The sequence below is a fragment of the Brevundimonas phoenicis genome (genome assembly GCF_047237745.1).
In the GTDB taxonomy this organism is placed as follows: Bacteria; Pseudomonadota; Alphaproteobacteria; order Caulobacterales; family Caulobacteraceae; genus Brevundimonas.
In genome coordinates, this window is the sequence record NZ_JBDFLN010000001.1 from 2,189,168 (window position 1) to 2,207,495 (window position 18,328).

Annotated in this window: 22 protein-coding genes and 1 riboswitch; of the genes, 6 read left to right on the forward strand and 16 right to left on the reverse strand. The window is 69.1% G+C overall.

The window, feature by feature from the left end:
* Positions 1–95 precede the first annotated feature (95 nt).
* Entirely contained in the window at positions 96–395 is a 300-nt protein-coding gene (locus ABC419_RS10810) for a BolA family protein (protein ID WP_125900206.1), read from the reverse strand.
* 45 nt (positions 396–440) lie between these two features.
* On the opposite strand from ABC419_RS10810, the gene ABC419_RS10815 reads away from it, so the two are divergent.
* Positions 441–1,109, forward strand: a complete 669-nt coding sequence (locus ABC419_RS10815; protein WP_368922820.1) for a J domain-containing protein — start codon at positions 441–443, stop codon at positions 1,107–1,109.
* Here the strand turns inward: ABC419_RS10815 and ABC419_RS10820 are convergent.
* Entirely contained in the window at positions 1,069–1,341 is a 273-nt protein-coding gene (locus ABC419_RS10820; RefSeq protein ID WP_125900204.1) for a hypothetical protein, read from the reverse strand. The genes ABC419_RS10815 and ABC419_RS10820 overlap by 41 nt on opposite strands.
* Positions 1,342–1,477: 136 nt before the next feature.
* Between ABC419_RS10820 and ABC419_RS10825 the strand changes: the two genes are divergently transcribed.
* Entirely contained in the window at positions 1,478–1,906 is a 429-nt protein-coding gene (locus ABC419_RS10825; protein WP_412877494.1) for an organic hydroperoxide resistance protein, read from the forward strand.
* Between the two features lie 75 nt (positions 1,907–1,981).
* Entirely contained in the window at positions 1,982–2,992 is a 1,011-nt protein-coding gene (gene cobS, locus ABC419_RS10830) for a cobaltochelatase subunit CobS (protein WP_200165349.1), read from the forward strand.
* Between the two features lie 60 nt (positions 2,993–3,052).
* On the opposite strand, the gene ABC419_RS10835 is transcribed toward cobS (ABC419_RS10830), so the two are convergent.
* Positions 3,053–4,108 carry a COX15/CtaA family protein gene (locus tag ABC419_RS10835; protein ID WP_412877493.1) on the reverse strand — a complete coding sequence of 352 codons (1,056 nt, stop codon included), beginning with the start codon at positions 4,106–4,108 and terminating at the stop codon, positions 3,053–3,055.
* Here ABC419_RS10835 and ABC419_RS10840 point away from each other — a divergent pair.
* Both ABC419_RS10840 and ABC419_RS10845 read left to right on the forward strand, forming a co-directional pair.
* Positions 4,082–4,498 (forward strand): hypothetical protein, encoded by a 417-nt coding sequence (locus ABC419_RS10840; RefSeq protein ID WP_412878192.1) that lies wholly within the window; start codon positions 4,082–4,084, stop codon positions 4,496–4,498. The genes ABC419_RS10835 and ABC419_RS10840 overlap by 27 nt on opposite strands.
* A complete protein-coding gene (locus tag ABC419_RS10845) occupies positions 4,495–4,695 on the forward strand; it encodes a DUF2842 domain-containing protein (RefSeq protein WP_412877492.1) in 201 nt (66 codons plus the stop codon). The genes ABC419_RS10840 and ABC419_RS10845 overlap by 4 nt, the downstream gene beginning before the upstream one ends.
* A 3-nt stretch (positions 4,696–4,698) precedes the next feature.
* Here ABC419_RS10845 and ABC419_RS10850 read toward each other — a convergent pair whose 3' ends face one another.
* The 12 genes from ABC419_RS10850 to ABC419_RS10905 are packed head-to-tail and all read right to left on the reverse strand — an operon-like array spanning position 4,699 to position 15,977.
* Positions 4,699–5,073, reverse strand: a complete 375-nt coding sequence (locus ABC419_RS10850) for a DUF1636 domain-containing protein (RefSeq protein ID WP_412877491.1) — start codon at positions 5,071–5,073, stop codon at positions 4,699–4,701.
* A complete protein-coding gene (gene cobO / locus ABC419_RS10855; protein WP_412877490.1) occupies positions 5,073–5,690 on the reverse strand; it encodes a cob(I)yrinic acid a,c-diamide adenosyltransferase in 618 nt (205 codons plus the stop codon). Before cobO ends, ABC419_RS10850 begins: the two co-directional genes overlap by 1 nt.
* On the reverse strand, positions 5,687–6,205 hold the full coding sequence (locus ABC419_RS10860; protein ID WP_412877489.1) for a tyrosine phosphatase family protein: 519 nt from the start codon (positions 6,203–6,205) through the stop codon (positions 5,687–5,689). The genes cobO and ABC419_RS10860 overlap by 4 nt, the downstream gene beginning before the upstream one ends.
* On the reverse strand, positions 6,202–6,969 hold the full coding sequence (cobS, locus tag ABC419_RS10865) for an adenosylcobinamide-GDP ribazoletransferase (protein WP_234287675.1): 768 nt from the start codon (positions 6,967–6,969) through the stop codon (positions 6,202–6,204). The genes ABC419_RS10860 and cobS (ABC419_RS10865) overlap by 4 nt, the downstream gene beginning before the upstream one ends.
* The gene (gene cobT / locus ABC419_RS10870) at positions 6,966–8,009 is read right to left on the reverse strand and encodes a nicotinate-nucleotide--dimethylbenzimidazole phosphoribosyltransferase (RefSeq protein ID WP_412877488.1); all 1,044 of its coding nucleotides are present in this window, start codon (positions 8,007–8,009) and stop codon (positions 6,966–6,968) included. The genes cobS (ABC419_RS10865) and cobT overlap by 4 nt, the downstream gene beginning before the upstream one ends.
* Positions 8,006–9,478 (reverse strand): cobyric acid synthase, encoded by a 1,473-nt coding sequence (locus tag ABC419_RS10875; RefSeq protein ID WP_412877487.1) that lies wholly within the window; start codon positions 9,476–9,478, stop codon positions 8,006–8,008. Before ABC419_RS10875 ends, cobT begins: the two co-directional genes overlap by 4 nt.
* A complete protein-coding gene (gene cbiB, locus ABC419_RS10880) occupies positions 9,466–10,413 on the reverse strand; it encodes an adenosylcobinamide-phosphate synthase CbiB (RefSeq protein ID WP_412877486.1) in 948 nt (315 codons plus the stop codon). The genes ABC419_RS10875 and cbiB overlap by 13 nt, the downstream gene beginning before the upstream one ends.
* On the reverse strand, positions 10,403–11,179 hold the full coding sequence (locus ABC419_RS10885) for an ABC transporter ATP-binding protein (protein WP_412877485.1): 777 nt from the start codon (positions 11,177–11,179) through the stop codon (positions 10,403–10,405). Before ABC419_RS10885 ends, cbiB begins: the two co-directional genes overlap by 11 nt.
* Positions 11,176–12,159 (reverse strand): FecCD family ABC transporter permease, encoded by a 984-nt coding sequence (locus tag ABC419_RS10890; RefSeq protein ID WP_412877484.1) that lies wholly within the window; start codon positions 12,157–12,159, stop codon positions 11,176–11,178. Before ABC419_RS10890 ends, ABC419_RS10885 begins: the two co-directional genes overlap by 4 nt.
* The gene (locus ABC419_RS10895) at positions 12,156–13,007 is read right to left on the reverse strand and encodes an ABC transporter substrate-binding protein (RefSeq protein ID WP_412877483.1); all 852 of its coding nucleotides are present in this window, start codon (positions 13,005–13,007) and stop codon (positions 12,156–12,158) included. Before ABC419_RS10895 ends, ABC419_RS10890 begins: the two co-directional genes overlap by 4 nt.
* On the reverse strand, positions 13,004–14,014 hold the full coding sequence (gene cobD / locus ABC419_RS10900; RefSeq protein WP_412877482.1) for a threonine-phosphate decarboxylase CobD: 1,011 nt from the start codon (positions 14,012–14,014) through the stop codon (positions 13,004–13,006). Before cobD ends, ABC419_RS10895 begins: the two co-directional genes overlap by 4 nt.
* Positions 14,015–14,018: 4 nt before the next feature.
* Positions 14,019–15,977 carry a TonB-dependent receptor plug domain-containing protein gene (locus ABC419_RS10905; protein WP_412877481.1) on the reverse strand — a complete coding sequence of 653 codons (1,959 nt, stop codon included), beginning with the start codon at positions 15,975–15,977 and terminating at the stop codon, positions 14,019–14,021.
* Positions 15,978–16,109: 132 nt separating this feature from the next.
* A riboswitch (cobalamin riboswitch) is annotated at positions 16,110–16,318 on the reverse strand.
* A 39-nt stretch (positions 16,319–16,357) separates the two neighbouring features.
* Between ABC419_RS10905 and cobU the strand changes: the two genes are divergently transcribed.
* Positions 16,358–16,879, forward strand: a complete 522-nt coding sequence (gene cobU / locus ABC419_RS10910; protein ID WP_412877480.1) for a bifunctional adenosylcobinamide kinase/adenosylcobinamide-phosphate guanylyltransferase — start codon at positions 16,358–16,360, stop codon at positions 16,877–16,879.
* A gap of 68 nt (positions 16,880–16,947) precedes the next feature.
* Here the strand turns inward: cobU and ABC419_RS10915 are convergent, their stop codons facing one another.
* Positions 16,948–18,219 (reverse strand): dicarboxylate/amino acid:cation symporter, encoded by a 1,272-nt coding sequence (locus ABC419_RS10915; RefSeq protein ID WP_125900188.1) that lies wholly within the window; start codon positions 18,217–18,219, stop codon positions 16,948–16,950.
* Between the last annotated feature and the right edge of the window lie 109 nt (positions 18,220–18,328).

The following is an 18,328-nucleotide window of genomic DNA, read 5'->3' on the forward strand; positions in this document are numbered from 1 at the left end:
GCCCGCTGCAAAAATGCTTCGGGGACGGACGCTATGACCAAATGTTCTAAGACGGCGTGAACGCAAAGAACCACGTAATGTGAAAGGCGCGAGTATCAGCTCGCTGCTTCTCCAGGCGTCTGGGCGCGGATCGACAACGCGTGAACCTGACCGCTGAGTTCGGCTTTCAGCACGGCGTTTATCGCCCGCTGGCGCGCGACCCGATTCTGGCCTTCGAAGGCGCTGGAAACGATCCTCAACTGAAAATGGCTTTCTCCGCCATCCTGGGCGTCGATGCCGCCTTCATGGTGGTGGCCGGCGTGCTTCCAGCTGTCGTCTTCAAGCTCAATCACGCTCGGAACGAACGCTGCAGTCAGTTTTTCACGGATAATCGTCGCTACGGGGCCATCAGACATGGGTCATTCCTTGAAGCTGTCCAAATCAGGCCTACACTTCGGAGGATGTCCGCTTCTTTTCAATACAAGCCTCGCTTCACCGACATCCGTGTGAAGCCCCCTCGGCCCGAAGAGGAAGAAGCCGAGGCTGATGTCCTGCGCCTGAAACCCGGCCAGAAGCGCTGTGAGTGGCCCGACTGCACCCAGCCCGCCAGCGCCAAGGCGCCCAAGTCGCGCGAACAGCTCAACGAGTTCTACAACTTCTGCCAGGTCCATGCCGGGCAGTACAACAAGGGTTGGAACTTCTACGCAGGCATGAACGAAGGTCAGATTCGCGCGGCCCAAGAAAACGAGGCCATGACCGGGGGCCGCCCCACCTGGCAGATGAAAGCTGGCCCGCAAACGCGTGAGGCCGCCGCCTTCGCCGCGAAGTTCGGCACGAACAACAACGCGGGCGCCGGTTCATGGCGCGACAGCTTTGGCCTTTTCGGGCGCCGCACCCAGGACGCGCCTGTCGCCGACGCCCCCGAACAACGCATGGGCAAGCTAGAGCGCGCCGCCTTGGCAGACCTGAACCTGGAACCGGGTGCGGACAAATCCGCCGTCAAGGCGCGCTATCATGAGATGTTGAAACGCTTTCATCCTGACACCAACGGCGGCGACCGCGGCGCAGAGGCCAAGCTTCAAAGCGTCATTAAAGCCTGGAAAACCTTGAAAAAGGCCGGTTACGCCTGATCGACCGCAACAGCCCCCCGCCGCCGGGTGGAGCGTCTATGCGCGTGACTTGGCCGCCCAGTTCGGACGAATCCCATATTTCCGCGAAAGCCTCCACGCCGCTCTCGCCACGCATCACGCGCCGCGTCTCGCGGATCGCTTCCGTGAAGGTGTTCGCCTCAAGAGCGAGCATCTGAGGCGTCCGGCCGGGCGCATCATAAACATAGCAGAAGAACTGCGGCAGCGTGGTCATTTCAGCCCCTCCCCAATGGGAGCGATGTCGCAATTATTAACACCCGCCTGTGGACGTTTCGAATCACAGAACCGTTGTTTCTGATACACGGCGTCCCCACGTCCATTCTTCCTTCACCTCTTATGGAGCCTGCCCCATGGAAGTCCTGTACCGCGCCCACGCCACGGCCTCCGGCGGAGGGCGCGACGAAGGTCGCTCGGCTACCGACGATGGCAAGATCGACGTTCGCCTGTCCGTTCCGACCGAAATGGGCGGCAAGGGCGGCGACGGGACCAATCCCGAGCAGCTTTTCGCCACGGGCTACGCCGCCTGCTACCTGGGCGCTCTGCGGCTGGTCTCGGGCAAGGCGGGTACGCCGGTCGGCCGGGACACCAAGGTTTCGGCCGGGATCGGCTTCGGCAAGAACACCCGCGGTGAAGGCTTCAATCTCGACGTGACCCTGCGGGTGATGGACCATGGGCTGGACCGTGCGGTGATCGACGACCTGATCCAGAAGGCGCACCAGGTCTGCCCCTATTCCAACGCCACGCGCGGCAACGTCGACGTGGACCTGTCGGCGGAATAATCCGACCGGCCCAGAGCGAATAAATCATCCGGCCCCTCGCGCGTGTTGAGCCGCGCGCGCGAGGGCGCTAGGTGGATGGTCATGACCTCTCCGCTCGACGCCTCCCCCGATCCGCTCGTCATCCTTGAACCGCACCGCAAGGTCACGCTGAAGGAAGCGTTCGGCATCGACTCCGACATGGTCGTGCCCGCCTTCGAGACGCGCGACAGCCACGTCCCCGAGATCGACGAATCCTATCGCTTCGATCCCCAGACGACGCTCGCCATCTGCGCGGGCTTCGCCTACGACCGCCGCGTGATGGTTCAGGGCTATCACGGCACCGGCAAGTCGACCCACATCGAGCAGGTCGCCGCCCGCCTGAACTGGCCCATGGTTCGCGTTAACCTGGACGCCCACGTCAGCCGCATCGACCTGATCGGCAAGGACGCCATCGTCCTGAAGGAAGGCAAGCAGATCACCGAATTCCGCGAGGGCATCCTGCCGTGGTCGCTGCAGCGCCCGGTCGCCCTGGTGTTCGACGAATATGACGCAGGCCGTCCGGACGTCATGTTCGTGATCCAGCGCGTGCTGGAGGCGCAGGGCCGCCTGACCCTGCTGGACCAGAACCGCGTCATTCGCCCGAACAAGTGGTTCCGCCTGTTCGCTACCTCGAACACGGTCGGCCTGGGCGACACCACGGGCCTGTACCATGGCGCCCAGCAGATCAATCAGGCGCAGCTGGATCGCTGGAACATCGTCACCACGCTCAACTATCTCGACCACGACGTGGAAGCCGAGATCGTCGCCGCCAAGGTGCCCGAGTGGAACGACGCCGAGGGCAAGCGCCGCATCGCCGCCATGGTCCGTGTCGCCGACATGACCCGCAACGCCTTCATGAACGGCGACATCTCAACGGTCATGTCGCCTCGTACGGTCATCACCTGGGCCCAGAACGCCATCATCTTCGGCGGCGACGTGGCCCTGAGCTTCCGTCTGACCTTCCTGAACAAGTGCGACGAGCTGGAGCGGCCGACCATCGCCGAATTCTATCAACGCGCCTTCGGCGAAGACCTGCCGGAATCCGCCACGCGGGTGAAGATCGGCTAAAGGCTTCCCCCTCGCGCAATTGAGAAGGCCGCCTTCCCGATCGGGAAGGCGGCCTTTTTCTTAGCGAAGTCCCGAGACGAACATCCTCGGACGTGAACGCCGCACCAGCCACAGATTGACCGTAGCCGTCGCCAGCACCAGCGCCGCCACAGCCTGATGCAGCACGCCGAGCGTCACCGGCACCGCATGGATCAGCGTCAGGACGCCCAGCCCCGCCTGCAGCCACAGCGCGCCCGCCAAAACGAGGGCCGAAGCGCCCAGCCCCTCGCCCAGACGCCCGCGCAGGGCCTGAACCGCATAGAAGGTGCCCGCGAACAGCAGCACATAGGCGCCGATCCGGTGGTTCAACTGCACCAGCCCCTGATCATGCAGGAAGGCCAGCGCCCCCTGCCCCCACTCGACCGGCGGGAACAAGGCGCCGTTCATCATCGGCCAGTCGGTATAGATCATGCCCGCCTTGGCCCCGGCCACCAGGCCGCCGAGCAGGCACTGGAAGAAGACGCCGCCCAGCAGCAGGCCAGCGCCCCAGCTCCAGCCGCGCGGCGCGCGCGTGAAGTCCGAACCGGACCAAGCCTCCAGCCCCGTCCAGATCAGTCCAGCGAAGATCAGGAAGGCCAGGCCCAGGTGGGTCGTTAGCCGTTCCGGCGCCACATCGATGCGCTCAGCCAGGCCGCTGGACACCATCCACCAGCCGATCAGCCCCTGCAGGCCGCCCAGGGCCAACAGGATCGCACAGCGCCCGATAAGGCGTCGCGGAATGGCGCGGAAGACCAGGAACAGGACGAAGGGCACGGCGAAGACCACGCCGATCAGACGACCCAGCAGACGGTGCGCCCATTCCCACCAGAAGATGTACTGAAACTCCGCCATGCTCATGCCGGCGTTGACCTCGACGTACTGGGGGATGCCCTTGTACTTGTCGAACGCCTCGACCCAGTCGGCGTGGTTCATCGGCGGCAGGGCGCCCATGATGGGCTTCCATTCCGTGATCGACAGGCCCGAGCCGGTCAGGCGCGTCGCGCCTCCGACCACCACCATGGCGAACACCAAGGTCGCGCAGAAAAACAACCACAGCGCCACCGCGCGGCTATGGTCCAATTCACCTATACGCTTCATTCGACGCCTGCCGTTCGCCCCGATATGCTGCCGCCTCTTTCGCGGGCGGCGGAACCGAGGGATATGCCCCTCTCGCGAGACAAGATCGAGTCGCTTTCTTCGCCAAAGCGTCGCACAGCAGTCAGGGAGCGCCGGCCGGTGCCATATATCGAGATCGCCATCGCCGTCGCCGGCGCCCTGCTCCTTGCGTGGGTCGCCGACCTGTTGACAGGTCGGCGCGGAATCGGCGCGGTCATGCTTGTCGCCTTGGTCAGTGGGGCGTGCGGAGCCTTCCTGGCCATTCGGGTTTTCGCCATCGCCACCCTGGCCGACTGGGCGTGGCTGCCCTGGTCGATGGCGGCGACGGTGATCGGCCTGATCGCCTTCTTCCTGTTCCGGAGCAAACGATGATGCCTCCCCGCGCGCGCCGTTTCGTCGCCACTCTGGGTGTTATCTTCTTCCTGATCTTCTGGATCTGGGGGGCGGTGACGGTGCACGATCTGCTGCCGGACGCCTGGTGGATCGATCTGATCTTCTTCACCGTCGCGGGCGTCGGTTGGGGCCTTCCGCTCATTCCCTTGCTGCGCTGGGCCGAGCGAGAAAAATAGGCTCTAGACCGTAGGCAGGCGGGCGATGAAGTGGCCCTTTATCCCCTCGGGCCAGTCGCGATAGGGCACGGCGCCGTCCGGGCTGGCGGCGTAGCGGCGCGCGAAATCGACGATGGCCTCGGCGGCGTCGGCGGTCGGCATGAAGGTTCCGGCTAGGTAGCCTGGCTTGCCGCCCTGGGCCAGATAGACGGTGCAGTGGCTGCGGCAGGCCCACAGGCAGGCCTGCTCCTCGACCCGCAGTTCGGGCGCGCGTTCAGCCGCCGCCGCCACGGCCTGAAGCAGCAACCGCCCACCCGAGACGCCGTCCGCGTCCACGGGCTCGTCCGACGACAGACGGCAGGTGGTGCAGACGATCAGTCGCGCCGTCGCCTCTGTCATCAGAACTCCACCCCGGCCTGGGCCTTCACCCCGCTGCGGAACGGGTGCTTGACCATCTGCATGTCGGTGACGAGATCGGCCGCCTGGATCAGGGCGTCCGGGGCGTTGCGGCCGGTGATGACGACGTGGGTGTCGGCCGGACGCGCGGCCAGAACCTCCAGCACCTCCTCGACCGGCAGGTAGTCGTAGCGCAGGGCGATGTTCAGTTCGTCACAGACGACCATCTTCCATTCCGGGTCCATGATGCGGGCCTTGGCGGCCTCCCAGGCGCTGCGGACGTTGGCGATGTCGGCGGCGCGGTCCTGGGTGTCCCAGGTGAAGCCCTCGCCCATCGGCCGCATCTCGACCAGATCGGGAAAGTTGTCGAACAGGGTCTGTTCGCCCGTCTCCATCGCCCCCTTGATGAACTGGATGATGGAGGTCTTCATCCCGTGGCCGATCATGCGGCAGACCATGCCCATGGCCGCCGTCGACTTGCCCTTGCCCGTCCCGGTGTGGACGATGACCAGGCCGCGCTCGACGGTCTTTGACTGCATCATCCGGGCGCGGGCGGCCTGGATGCGCTTCATCTTCTCGGCGTGGCGGGCGTTCAGTTCGGCGTCGTGCGGGTCGTTCATCGGCGGCCGTCTCCTTCGGCGGTCAGGTCCAGTTCAAAGGGCGCGCCCCAGTCGGTCTCGACGCCCCGGCCGATGGCCTCGACGGCGCGGACCATGGCGCCGCCGCGGTCCAGCAGGCGGTCTGCGTGGGCGACGATCAGGGGGTTGGGCGTGGCGGTCGGCGCGGCGTCTCGCAGACGCGCGGCCCAATCACCCTCGCGCCCCGGCGCCGTGCGGGCGCAGGCGACGACATAGGCCGCCGCCGTCGAGCGGCTGACCCCCGCCCAGCAGTGGATCAACAGGGGCCGTGCGCCGGTCCATCCCTGCGCAAACTCTATCAGGGCCTCGACGTGTTCGAGCGACGGCGCGACCAGCCCCTCGCGCGGAGCGGCGATGTCGTTGAAGCGCAGGTCCAGCCGGTGTTCGGTGTCAAAGGCCGCTTCCGCTCCCGGCGAGGCCAGCGTCACCAGATGCGACGGCTGATGCGCGGCCAGCAGCCGCTCGACCTGCGGCAGGGACGAGACGATCAACCTCATGCCGCCAGAAATCCGGCGACGGCCAGCAGGAAGCCGACCTCGAACATCTGTTCGACCGCGCCCAGCACGTCGCCGGTGCGCCCGCCGATCAGCCGCTGCGCCTGCCACGCCGGAACCGCGCCGACGACCAGCCCCGTCGCCACACCGACCACGCCCGCCGCGACCGGCAGCAGGGCCAGCGGCCACAGGGCGACCAGCACCGCCACCGCCAGCCCCGCGATCGAAGCCCGGTCCGGCTTGCCCTCCTTGGCCATGCCGGGGTCGCCGCCATAGGGCATAAGCGCCATCGCCCCGACCGCCGCCGCCCGGCCCAGGCCATGCGAGGCCACCAGCGCCGCCGCCGCCATCCACGGCGAGACGGCGACCAACATCGCCAGCGCCGCGACCCGCAACGCCAGCGTCAGCCCCAGCGCCAGCGCGCCGTATGAGCCGAGGCGGCTGTCCTTCATGATCTCCAGCCGCCGCGCCCGCGTCTGGCCGCCGCCCAGACCGTCGGCGGTGTCGGCCAGCCCGTCCTCGTGGAAGCCGCCGGTCATCGCCACGCCCGCCGCCACGGCCAGCAGGGCCGCGATCCACGGGCTCCACACCTGCGCCGCGCCGTACAGGATCACCGCCGCGATCAGGCCCACCACCTGCCCGACCAGCGGGAACCAGCGCGCGCTCTGCTGAATCCACTCGGGTTGGAAATCACGAAGCGACGGCGTCGGTAGGCGCGTCAGGAACTGCAGGGCGCAGACGAACAGTCGCGCCTCGCGCCCGATCATCGCGCGGCCTCCAATACGTCCTTCAACTCGGCCACGTCGGACAGCAGGGCGCAGGCCGCCTTCAGCAGCGGCACCGCCAGCAGCGCGCCCGTCCCCTCGCCCAGCCGCATGTCGAGGCCCAGCAGGGGTTGCGCCTCGACCGCCTCCAGCATCCGACGATGCCCGGCCTCGGCCGAAGCGTGGGCGAAGATGCAGTAGTCGCGCGCCTCCGGCGCCAGCCGGATCGCCAGCAGGGCCGCTGCCGAACCGATGAAGCCGTCGACGATGACCGGCGCGTCCGCCTTGGCCGCGCCCAGCAGGGCCCCGGCCATCATGGCGATCTCGAAGCCGCCGAACTGGGTCAGCACCTCCATCGGCGCCGTCGCGTCCGACCGGGCCGCGGCCCTGGCCAGCACGGCCTGTTTGCGCGCCATGCCCTCGGGCGAATGCCCCGCCCCCTGCCCCACGCAGTCGGCCAGAGGCGCGGGCGCCAGCCGGTGCATCAGCAGGGCCGCCGAGGCGCTGTTGCCGATGCCCATCTCGCCCAGCGCGATCACATCGGCGCCGTCGTCGATGGCGGCCCGCGCCATGGCGGCGCCTTCCAGCAGGGCGGCCTGCGCCTGATCGGGCGCCATGGCGGGCTCGACCGAGGCGTCCTTCGTGCCCGGCGCGACCTTGGCGTGGATCAGGCCTGCGCGCTCCGACAGGTCGGCGGCGACGCCCGCGTCGATCACCTGCACCTGCGCGCCCACCACCCCGGCGAAGGCGTTGGCGCTGGCCCGCCCTGTCAGCAGGGTGTCGACCATGGCCACCGTCACGCCCGCCGGATAGGCCGCCACGCCCGAGCGCGTCAGCCCGTGATCCCCGGCGAAGACCAGCAGCACCGGCCGCGTCACGGTCGGGCGCAGGGTCTGCTGGATCAGGCCCAGCGTCAGGGCCAGATCCTCGATCCGTCCCAGGGCGCCGACCGGCTTGGCCTTGCCGTCCAGCGCCTGTCGCAGCGGCGCGCGCAGCCCCTGATCCAGCGGCGGAACGGAGAAAAGGTCGGTCAGCTCAGTCATGTCAGTCCTGCGATCCGGGCCAGAGCCGGAATGTCGAAATGGGTTTCCAGAACGGCGGCGATGCGGTCCAGCGCCTGATCCACCCGCGCGCCCTGATCCACGCCGTCGGATGCGGCCCCGACCTCCGCCAGCAGGGCCGCCCGCGCCTCGGCCCGGTCGAACAGGCCGTGGACATAGAGGCCCGCGATCCGGCCGTCGCCCGAGCGCGCCCCATGCGCCGCCCCGTCGATCACGGCGACCGGGCGGGCCGTATCCGGGCCGTCGGTGCGGCCGACGTGGATCTCATAGCCCTCGACCGGCGCACCCGAGGGCGTCAGCCTTCCAGCGAGCCGACGCAGGGTCTTGGCCCCCGCCAGCACCGTCTCGACGTCCAGCAGGCCCAGCCCCGGCGCCGAACCCGCCACGCCCTCGACGCCGTCGGGATCGCTGATCGTCCGGCCCAGCATCTGATAGCCGCCGCACACGCCCAGCACCCGCCCGCCGCGTCGCCCATGGGCGGCGATGTCCACGTCCCAGCCCTGCGCGCGCAGGAAGGCCAGATCGGCCAGCGTCGCCTTTGTCCCCGGCAGGATGATCAGGTCCGCATCCCCCGGCAGGGCCTGCCCCGGCGGCACGAAGCCGAAGTCCACGCCCGGCTCCTGCCTCAGCGGATCGAAGTCGTCGAAGTTGGCGATGCGCGACAGCATGGGCGCGACGATCCGCACCTTTCCGCCGCGCGCGCCGCCCGACCGTTCCAGCACCACGGCGTCCTCGGCCGGAAGCGCCCGCGCATCCGCCAGCCACGGCGCCATGCCCAGATCCGCCCAGCCCGTGCGCCGCGTGATCTCGGCCCGCCCCTGATCGAACAGCGCCGGATCGCCGCGAAACTTGTTGATGATGAAGCCTCGGATCATCGCCTGATCCTCGTCATCCAGCACCGCATGGGCGCCGACCAGAGAGGCGATCACATGGCCCCGATCGATGTCGCCGACCAGCACCACCGGCACGTCCGCCGCGCGGGCGAAGCCCATGTTGGCGATGTCCCCGGCGCGCAGGTTGGTCTCGGCCGGACTGCCCGCCCCCTCGACGATCACCAGATCGGCCTCGGCCTGAAGGCGACGGAAGCTTTCCAGCACCACGTCCAGCAGGGCGGCCTTGCGGTCCTGATAGCCCGCCGCCTGCCACACGCCCTCGACCTGACCGCGCACGACCAGCTGGGCGCCGGTGTCGCTCTGCGGCTTCAGCAGGACGGGGTTCATGTCGACCGTCGCCGGCGTGCGGCAGGCCAGCGCCTGAAGCGCCTGGGCGCGGCCGATCTCGCCTATGCGGCCAGCTTGATCGGGCGCGGTGACGGCGGCGTTGTTGGACATGTTCTGCGGCTTGAACGGCCGCACCTTCAGGCCGCGATTGGCGAAGACGCGGCACAGCCCGGCGACCAGCACCGACTTACCCACGTCCGAGCCGCAGCCCTGGATCATCAGCGCGGCCATGCGAAGCCCCCGCCGATCAGCAGCATCAGCAACAGGGCGCAGGCGAGGCCGTAAACCTTCAGCCCGCGTTTCAGATCATGGGCGGACGGCGGCGCCCAGTCGCCGAAGACAGGTCGGTCGGTCATGACGCCGTCATAGCGGACCGGCCCGCCCAGTCGAACCCGCAGCGCGCCCGCCATGGCCGCCTCGGGCCACCCGGCGTTGGGCGAGGCGTGCTTGCCCGCATCGCGCCACATGATGCGCCAACCGCCTGCGCCCCCTAGAGCGATCAGGGCGCCCGCGATGCGCGCCGGGATCCAGTTCATCACGTCGTCGGTGCGCGCCGCCGCCCAGCCGAAGGCTCGCCAGCGCGGCTCCCTGTGGCCGATCATGCTGTCGGCGGTGTTGATCGCCTTATAGACGAACAGACCCGGCAGGCCGCCGATCACGAACCAGAAGACCGGCGCGACGACGCCGTCGCAGAAGCTCTCGGCCAGGCTTTCCAGGGCGGCGGTCGCGACCTCGCCCTCGTCCATCGCATCGACGTCGCGGCCGACGATCATGCCGACCGCCAGACGCGCGGCGGGCAGGTCGCCCGCTTTCAGCGGTCGGACCACGGCGCGGACGTGGTCGAACAGGCTGCGCGCCGCCAGTCCCGTCGCGCCGCAGACCAACATCAACGCCACCCCCGGCCAAAACGGCGAGGCGGCGGCCAGCGCCTGTACGCCCCAGCCCGCCCCGCCTGCGACCGTGATCAGGATCAGGACCGTGACGACGCCCAGGATGCGGCGTGCGCCTTCGGGCCGCTTCGCCTTGTTCCAGCGCCGCTCCAGCACCGCGATCAGGGCGCCGATCCACGCCACCGGATGCGACAGGCGCCGGGGCCAACCAAGGACGCCTTCGACCAGCAGGGCGCCCGCGACGATCCAGGGCGTGGGCAGGCTGCTAACGGGCACGGCCGACCATCTCCAGCACCGGGCCGCGCGCGCCGTCCAGGGTGCGCGCCTCGACGCCGTACGCCGTCTTGAGCACCTCGGGCGACAGGGCCTCGACCGGGGCGGCGTCGGCCAGCACGCGTCCCTCAGCCAGGACGATCACCCGATCCGCCACGCGCAGGGCCGCGTCGAGGTCGTGCAGGGTCAGGACGACACCCCGCCCCTCTTCGTCCGCCAGCCGCCGGAACAGGTCGCAGGCGTCCAGCACATGACCCGGATCGAGGCCCGCCAGCGGCTCGTCCGCCAGCAGCCATTGCGGTTCTCCGGCCAGGGCGCGGGCGATCAGCACGCGCGCCCGCTCGCCACCCGACAGGGTCGAGACGACGCGGTCGGCGAACCCCTCCACCCCCGCCACGGCCATGGCGCGATCCACGGCGGCGCGATCGTCCGCCCTTAAACCCCAGGCGCCGACGTAGGGCGTACGGCCCAGACCGACGAAGGTGCGCCCCTCGACCGCCCAGGCGATCTCGGCGTTCTGGGGCAGGTAGGCGATGCGCCGTGATCGCGCGCGCGCGGGCAGGTCGCGCAAGGCTCGGCCGTCCAGCGTCACGCGGCCCGCGTCAGGCGTCCGCAGGGCCGCCAGACAGTCCAGCAGCGTCGACTTGCCCGCCCCGTTCGGTCCGACGATCGCCGTCACCAGCCCCGGCGCGAAGGCGGCGTCGACGCCGTTCAGCACCGCCTTGTCGCCTAGGCGGACAGACAGGTTCTCCGCGCTCAGGATGCTCATGCCAGCTTCCTTCTCATGCTGATCAGCAGGGCCAGGAAGAAGGGGCCGCCCAGGGCCGCCATGGCCACGCCCAGCTTGATCTCGGTCGAGGCGGGCGTCAGCCGCACCAGAATGTCCGCCGCCAACGTCAACGCCGCCCCGCCCAGGGCCGAGGGCAGAAGCAGGCCGCCTGGACGCGCGCCAATCAGGGGCCGCAGCAGATGCGGCACGATCAGGCCGACGAAGCCGATCGAACCCGTCACCGCCACCGCCGAACCGACCGCCAGGGCCGCCCCCAGCGCCAGCATCATCCGCCCGACGTCCAGCCGCACCCCCAGCGATCGCGCTCCCGCCTCGCCCAGGGTCAGGGCGTCCAGCGTCCGCCCTTGGGTCAACAGCAGCAGGCAGCCCAGGATCATGCCCGGCGCCGCCAGCCTCAGCTCGACCACGCTGCGGTCGGCCAGCGACCCCATCAGCCAGTTGACGATCTCGTTCACCGCCCAGGGGTTGGGCGCCAGGTTCAGCGCCAGGGCCACGCCCGCCCCGGCCATGGTCTGAATCACCACCCCGGCCAGAATGAAGGTGACGACGCTGCTGGTCGCCCCCGCCAGGGCCAGCAGCAACAGCACGCCGATCCCCGCCCCGACCATGGCCGCGACCGGCAGCACCCACGGCGCGCTGGCCGCCGCGCCCAGATAGAAGGTCAGCACCGCCCCCAGCGCCGCCATGGTCGAGACGCCCAGGATCGCCGGATCGGCCAGCGGGTTGCGCGTATAGCCCTGCAACGCCGCCCCGGTCAGGCCCAGCACCGCCCCGACCATCAGGGCCAGCACCGTGCGCGGCAGGCGCAGCTCGAACAGGATGGCCCAGGCGGGATCGCCGCGCTGGCTCGCCCAGTCGCTCCACGGAATCCAGACGCGGCCCGCGCTCATGCTGGCGACGGACAGGGCGACGATCAGGAGCAGAAGCCCGATCATCACCAGGGGACGCGGCAGGGTCATGTCAGGGCCTCCAGCGCCGTACGGCGCGCGCGCGCCAGGGCGGCGGCGGTCTGTATCAGCACCGGCCCGCCGCAATAGAGCAGCTTCTCTTCCAGTTGCGCCTGCACCATCCGTCCGGACAGAGACTTCAGCGCCGGGTGGCGCATCACCCGGTCGGCCCAGGTGCGCGAGCCGCGCACCGGCACGCCGCTGAGCAGCACCTGGGGCGGGTCGGCCAGCAGGCGCTCGACCGGGACATTGCCCCATTTGCCTAGGCCATAGCGGCCGGCGACGTTCTCGAAACCGGCGCGGGTCATCATCTCGTCCATCAAGGTGCCGCGCCCGGCGGCGAAACCGTTGGGCTGATAGATCAAGGCCGTCAGCGGCGCCGATCCCGGCGGCGGGGCGGCGGCGGCGATGGTGGCCTCGATGCGCGCGATCAGGGCCTGGCCCCGCGCCGGACGACCGACCAGGCGGGCGACCTCGCGCACCTGGTCCAGGCTGGCCGCCACGCTGTCGGGCACCGAGAACAGCTCGGTCTGAATGTTCAGGCGGCCCAGGGCATTGCGGGTCGCCAGGGCGCTGTGGCGGCTGGTCAGCACCAGGTCGGGGCGCAGGGCGATGACCTCCTCCGCCGTCTCCCAGGTGAAGGGCAGGGTCTTGGCCACCTCGGAAATGGTCGAGCCGACCGGCTCGCGCGCATAGTGGCTGAGGGCGACGATCTGCCCCCGGTCGGCGACGTGGACCAGAACGGCGTCGAGGCAGGCGTTCAGCGACACCACGCGACGCGGCGCAGTGTTGGCCGCAGCCGGTCCGGCGACCAGCATGGCCCCCGCGCCCGCCAACGCCTGTCGCCGGCTCGCCCTCATCCGAAGGTCTCCAGCGCGCGTCGCAGTCGGGGGAAGTCGCGCTCGGCCGGAACGCCGAAGCGCAGGGCGTCGGGCGTGTGGTCGAACGGCCGGGTCAGGACGCCCGCGCGGCACAGGTGCTGGAACCAGCGCGCCGCGTGGGGCGTGCGCGTCATGCGGAACAGGCTGGTCCCGCCGATGATCTGGAACCCCGCCCGCGCCAGCAGGTCGTCCAGCTGATCGGCCCGCTCGGCCAGGGCCGCCTCGGTCCGGCGCCGCCAGGCCTCGTCGGCATAGGCGCCCAGCCCCAGCGTCAAGGCGTCGGCGCCGACCGGCCAGTCGCCCTGAAGCGCGCGCAATCGCCGGATCAGTTCGGACGCCGCCAGCATGAAGCCCAGCCGCACCCCGGCCAGACCATAAAATTTGCCGAAGGAGCGCAGGACGATCAGCCCCGGCTCGGCCAGGTCCGACACGCTGTCGCCGGGCGCGCATTCGATGAAGGACTCGTCCGCCACCAGCCAGCGCCCCGCCTTGGAGCGCGCCTGCGCCATGGCGATCAGATCGGTCCGCCGGATCAGGCGGCCGTCGGGATTGTTCGGATTGACGACGACCAGCACGCCCGCCTGCGAGGCCGCCGCCTGATCGGGCGCGATCAGGCGCGTCGCCACGCCCGCCGCCCGCCAGGCCTCGGCGTGGGCGCCGTAGGTCGGGCCGACGACCTCGACCGCCCGCACGCCCAGCAACAGGGGCAGAAGACGGATCGCCGCTTCGGCTCCCGCGACCGCCGCCGTCCGCTCGGGCGAAGCGCCGAAGGCGGCCGCTGCGACGGCCTCCAACGCCGCCAGGGCGGCGGGATCGGGCAGGCGGTTCAGCGCCTCCTCCGACGCGCGCGGTCCCCGCCACGGTTCGGGATTGATCCCCGTGGACAGGTCCAGCCAGGGCTGCGGCGCGTCGGGATAGACGGCGGCGGCCGTCATCAGGCCGCCGCCGTGCCGGGTCGCCGTCGTCAGGAACGCGGCGTCCTTCATCGCATCAGAACCGGACGCGAACGCCGCCGAACACGCCCTGGCCCGGCGCGCCGTAGTTCAGGACCGTCTGATAGTCCTCGTCGAAGGCGTTCTCGATCCGGCCGTAGATTTCGAGGGCGTCGTTGATCGGATAGGAGGCGCGCAGATCGACCAGGGTGTAGGCGTCGACCTTCACCGTGTTCGTGTCGTTGTTGAACGTCTCGCCGACGTAACGCACCGCCACGCCCGTCTTCAGACCGAAGGTGAAGGCGTAGTCAGCGGCGAAGTTCGCCATATGCTCGGGACGGCGCGTCAGACGCTTGCCGTCCGTGGCGCCCGAGGCGCTCTTGGCGTCGGTCCAGGTGTAGTTGGCGCTGACGTTCAGGCGCTCCGTCACATCCACGCGGCCGACCAGTTCGACGCCTTGCGCCTCGGTCTTCTGGACGTTGCGGTAATAGCCCCAGCGGCCTGCGCCGTTGACGGTGCACAGCGGGTCCGTCGAGGGCGTCGAGCAGCCATTGTAGCGGATCTCATTGTCCGCCTGGCGGTTGAAGTAGGTCGCCGAGACGACGGCGCGGTCGAACAGGCGCTGCTCGACGCCGATCTCCCAGCTGTCGAACTCTTCCGGTTGCAGGTTCAGATTGCCGTACTCGCTGTACAGCTCATACAGGCCCGGCGCGCGGAAGCCCTGACCCCAGCTGGCGCGCACCACCGTATCGCCCTCGTTCAGGGCCCAGGCCGCCGCGACCTGGCCCAGCAGGTTGTCGCCATATTGCGCGTGGTCGTCATAGCGCAGGCCGCCGGTCAAGGTCAGGCCGTCCAGCACCGTCCACTGAACCTGGCCATAGGCGCTGTTCAGTTCGGCTTCGCCGCGACCGAAGGCCGGGTTCGGGTTCCAGTCGCCGGGAGAGCGGGTCTTCATCTCCGACTTCTCGTGCTCCAGGCCGAAGGTCGCGTTCAGCGCCTCGGTGAAGGCGAAGGCGCCCTGGTATTCCCAGCGGCGGTTCTGGCCCTCGGCGTCGAAGGTCAGGGTCTGGACCTTGTTGTCCGGGTTGAAGTTGCGGCGGTCCGTGTCGGTGTGGGCGTAGCCGATGCGGTTGCGGAACCGGCCGTCCAGCAGGTCGAAGTTCAGTCCGGCGTAGGCGACCAGCTCCTGGGTCTTGCCGTATTCGCGGCTGTCGCCGTTGAAGGCGTCGAAATCGTTGCGGCCGCTGGACCAGACCGAGCGCAGGTCCAGGGACACCGCGTCCGTCACCTTGACGTTCAGGCGGCCGGACAGGCCGGTATTGGTGTAGCCGTCATCCTCGGTCCCCTTGGCGAAGGCCGAGAAGCCGTCGGTGTCGTAGCGGCTGGCCGCCAGACGCCAGCTCAGGCGCTCGTTGGCGCCGCCGATCCCGCCGCGGAAATAGGTCGTGCCGCGCGCGCCGGCCTCGGCGTCGAGGCTGCCTTGCAGGGCTTCGGTCGGTTCGGCCGTGACGATATTGACCACGCCGCCGATGGCCTGGCTGCCCCACAGGGTCGACTGGGCGCCGCGCAGCACCTCGATACGTGCGGTGTCGCCGATCAGCAGGTTGCCGAAATTGCTTCCACCCTGCGTCGAGGACGGATCGTTCATCTTGACCCCGTCGATCAGGACCACGGTGTGATGGCCTTCCGCGCCGCGGATGCGCAGGGTGGTCGCCGTGCCCGGGCCGCCGTTGCGAGTGAAGCTGACGCCGGGCGTCTGGGCCAAAAGTTCGACCACGGCCGGGGTCTGGCGCGCCTCGATGGCGGCCTGGGTCAGGACAGTGACCGAGGCGCCGACGCGCTCGATAGGCTGGGCCGAGCGGTTGGCGGTGACGACCACGTCCTCGACGGCGGTGGCGCCAGCGCGACCCGCCACGTCAGGAGCGACGGCCTGTTGATCGACGGTTTCAACGGCGAAGGCGGGAGCGGCGGCCAGAAGGCTGGCGGCGGCCAGGGTAGCGAATGCGGTCCGGTTCATTCCGGGTCTCCATATGACGACGCCGCGCCGGACCGCCCGTCGCCCGGATGAGCGAAGGCGGCCGCTGACGCGGCTGGTTTACGACTGTCGTCACACGAGTTGCCTCGACCGCCCGGCACATCCCGACCGCACGGAGAACGACGGCGACAGGCAGGTCTCCTGGCTCGCGGATCAAGGCCGGTGCGCGTCGCCTTCCCAGCAGTCGTTCAGGCCGTGGCCTTCCGGACCGCCAGTGGCGTATGACGCGCGGGCTAGCCGCTTACAGTTGCGGGAACAGCCGGAGTTTCACACTCCGTTCCCTTTCAATCCCCTTTCGGGGAACCTGACGCGACCGTGGCAGTAGGACCGCGTGCGGTTCAGGTCAACCGGAGAGACGACGCATGACCCTAAGCCTGGTTCTCGGCGGCGCCCGTTCCGGCAAGAGCGGCTACGCCCAGCGACAGGCCGAACAGGCCGCCGAGGCGGCGGGCCGCTCGCCCGTATTCATCGCCACCGCCGAGGCTTTCGATGATGAGATGCGCGACCGCATCGCCCGCCATCAGGCCGAACGCGGCCAGGGCTGGCGCCAAGTCGAAGCGCCGCTGGATCTGGCCGAGGCCGTGCGCGCCCTGTCGGTCGAGGATGTGGCGGTGGTCGACTGCCTGACCTTGTGGCTCAGCAATCAGATGCTGGCCGAGCGCGACCTGGCCGCCGCCGTCGACGACCTGACCCAGGCCCTGGCCGTCTGCCCAGCGCGTCTATGGGTCGTCAGCAACGAGGTCGGGTGGTCTCTGGTGCCGGACAACCCTCTGGGCCGCCGTTTCAGAGACGAGGCTGGCCGTCTGAACCAGCGAATCGCTGCCCTGGCGGACGAAACCTGGCTGATCGCGGCAGGCATGGGGTTGCCGCTGCAACGCCTCTGAACGCGGCTACGAAAAAGGGCGTGAAGGATGTTTCCTCCACGCCCTGATCTTGAACAGCCGGAGCCCGCTCAGACGGTGGCGGGTTGCGCCTGGCCGTCCTGCCCGTCGGCCTCGGGCATGTCATCCAGCTCGCCTTCCCACTTGGCGACCACGGCGGCGGCGACAGAGTTGCCGACGACGTTGGTGGCCGAGCGGCCCATGTCGAGCAGGTGGTCGACGCCCAGGACGATGGCGATCCACGCCTCGGGCAGGCCGAAGTAGGTCAGGGTCGCCATGATCACCACCAGCGACGCGCGCGGAATGCCGGCGATCCCCTTGGACGTCACCATCAGCAGCAGCAGCATGAATATCTGCTGCGACACGCTGAGCTGCACGCCGTGGGCCTGCATGATGAACATGGTGCCGAAGGTGCAGTAGAGCATCGACCCGTCCAGATTGAACGAATAGCCCAGCGGCAGGACGAAGCTGACGATACGGCGGCGCACGCCGACCTTGGGCAGGGCCTCCAGGATCCGCGGATAGGCCGCTTCCGAACTGGCCGTCGAGAAGGCCAGCAGGGTCGGGGTGCGGATCTCGCGGAACAGCGGGATCACCCGCTTGCCCAGCACCACGGCTCCGGCCAGGAACAGCAAACCCCACAGCACGCCCATGGAGCCGTAGAAGCCGAGCACGAACTTGGCGTAGGTGCCCAGCATCTCGAGACCCTGGGTGGCGATAGTCGAGGCCAGGGCGGCGAAGATGGCGAAGGGCGCCAGCTTCATCACGAACTCGGTCACCTTCAGCATGATGGAGGCGGCCTGTTCGACCAGGTGCAGCACCGCCGGCGCCTTGTCGTCCAGGGCCGCGACCGCCGTTCCGACGAAGACCGAGAAGACGACGATCTGCAGAATCTCATTCTTGGCCATGGCGTCGAAGATCGAGGTCGGCACCAGATGGGTGATGAAGCCATGCAGCGAGAAGGCGTCCGTCGAAGCCGCCGGCGCGCTGGCCGCCACGGCTTCGGGCAGATGCATGTTCGCGCCGGGCTGCAGCAGCTGGACCATCACCAGGCCCAGCACCAGCGACACGATCGAGGCGCCGATGAACCAGGTCATGGTCTTGACGCCGATCCGTCCCACCGAGGCCGCGTCCTCCATGTGCGCAATGCCCGCCACCAGGGTTGTAAACACCAACGGCGCGATGATCATCTTGATCAGGCGCAGGAAGACGTCGGTGATCAGATTCAGGTTCGACGCCGCCGACGACGCCTGGTCTGCGGTCAGGAAGTGGTTCAGGCCCCAGCCCGTCAACACCCCGAGCACCATCGCCCCGATGATGAAGTAAGCGAACAAACGTTTCATACAGTCGTCCAGGCTCGCGTGACGGGAGCCCCGTCATCGCCGTTGTACCAATGGAGGGCCCCCACCCGCCGCAATTCAGGCAGCAGCGAATAAACGATAAAAACGTCGT

What these genes read in the sequence shown, in the direction of transcription:
- ABC419_RS10810 (WP_125900206.1), bottom strand. Translation starts at nt 395, where the DNA reads ATGTCTGATGGCCCCGTAGCGACGATTATCCGTGAAAAACTGACTGCA.
- ABC419_RS10815 (WP_368922820.1), top strand. Translation starts at nt 441, where the DNA reads ATGTCCGCTTCTTTTCAATACAAGCCTCGCTTCACCGACATCCGTGTG.
- ABC419_RS10820 (WP_125900204.1), bottom strand. Translation starts at nt 1,341, where the DNA reads ATGACCACGCTGCCGCAGTTCTTCTGCTATGTTTATGATGCGCCCGGC.
- ABC419_RS10825 (WP_412877494.1), top strand. Translation starts at nt 1,478, where the DNA reads ATGGAAGTCCTGTACCGCGCCCACGCCACGGCCTCCGGCGGAGGGCGC.
- cobS (WP_200165349.1), top strand. Translation starts at nt 1,982, where the DNA reads ATGGTCATGACCTCTCCGCTCGACGCCTCCCCCGATCCGCTCGTCATC.
- ABC419_RS10840 (WP_412878192.1), top strand. Translation starts at nt 4,082, where the DNA reads ATGGTCCAATTCACCTATACGCTTCATTCGACGCCTGCCGTTCGCCCC.
- ABC419_RS10835 (WP_412877493.1), bottom strand. Translation starts at nt 4,108, where the DNA reads ATGAAGCGTATAGGTGAATTGGACCATAGCCGCGCGGTGGCGCTGTGG.
- ABC419_RS10845 (WP_412877492.1), top strand. Translation starts at nt 4,495, where the DNA reads ATGATGCCTCCCCGCGCGCGCCGTTTCGTCGCCACTCTGGGTGTTATC.
- ABC419_RS10850 (WP_412877491.1), bottom strand. Translation starts at nt 5,073, where the DNA reads ATGACAGAGGCGACGGCGCGACTGATCGTCTGCACCACCTGCCGTCTG.
- cobO (WP_412877490.1), bottom strand. Translation starts at nt 5,690, where the DNA reads ATGAACGACCCGCACGACGCCGAACTGAACGCCCGCCACGCCGAGAAG.
- ABC419_RS10860 (WP_412877489.1), bottom strand. Translation starts at nt 6,205, where the DNA reads ATGAGGTTGATCGTCTCGTCCCTGCCGCAGGTCGAGCGGCTGCTGGCC.
- cobS (WP_234287675.1), bottom strand. Translation starts at nt 6,969, where the DNA reads ATGATCGGGCGCGAGGCGCGACTGTTCGTCTGCGCCCTGCAGTTCCTG.
- cobT (WP_412877488.1), bottom strand. Translation starts at nt 8,009, where the DNA reads ATGACTGAGCTGACCGACCTTTTCTCCGTTCCGCCGCTGGATCAGGGG.
- ABC419_RS10875 (WP_412877487.1), bottom strand. Translation starts at nt 9,478, where the DNA reads ATGGCCGCGCTGATGATCCAGGGCTGCGGCTCGGACGTGGGTAAGTCG.
- ABC419_RS10885 (WP_412877485.1), bottom strand. Translation starts at nt 11,179, where the DNA reads ATGAGCATCCTGAGCGCGGAGAACCTGTCTGTCCGCCTAGGCGACAAG.
- ABC419_RS10890 (WP_412877484.1), bottom strand. Translation starts at nt 12,159, where the DNA reads ATGACCCTGCCGCGTCCCCTGGTGATGATCGGGCTTCTGCTCCTGATC.
- ABC419_RS10895 (WP_412877483.1), bottom strand. Translation starts at nt 13,007, where the DNA reads ATGAGGGCGAGCCGGCGACAGGCGTTGGCGGGCGCGGGGGCCATGCTG.
- cobD (WP_412877482.1), bottom strand. Translation starts at nt 14,014, where the DNA reads ATGAAGGACGCCGCGTTCCTGACGACGGCGACCCGGCACGGCGGCGGC.
- ABC419_RS10905 (WP_412877481.1), bottom strand. Translation starts at nt 15,977, where the DNA reads ATGAACCGGACCGCATTCGCTACCCTGGCCGCCGCCAGCCTTCTGGCC.
- cobU (WP_412877480.1), top strand. Translation starts at nt 16,358, where the DNA reads ATGACCCTAAGCCTGGTTCTCGGCGGCGCCCGTTCCGGCAAGAGCGGC.
- ABC419_RS10915 (WP_125900188.1), bottom strand. Translation starts at nt 18,219, where the DNA reads ATGAAACGTTTGTTCGCTTACTTCATCATCGGGGCGATGGTGCTCGGG.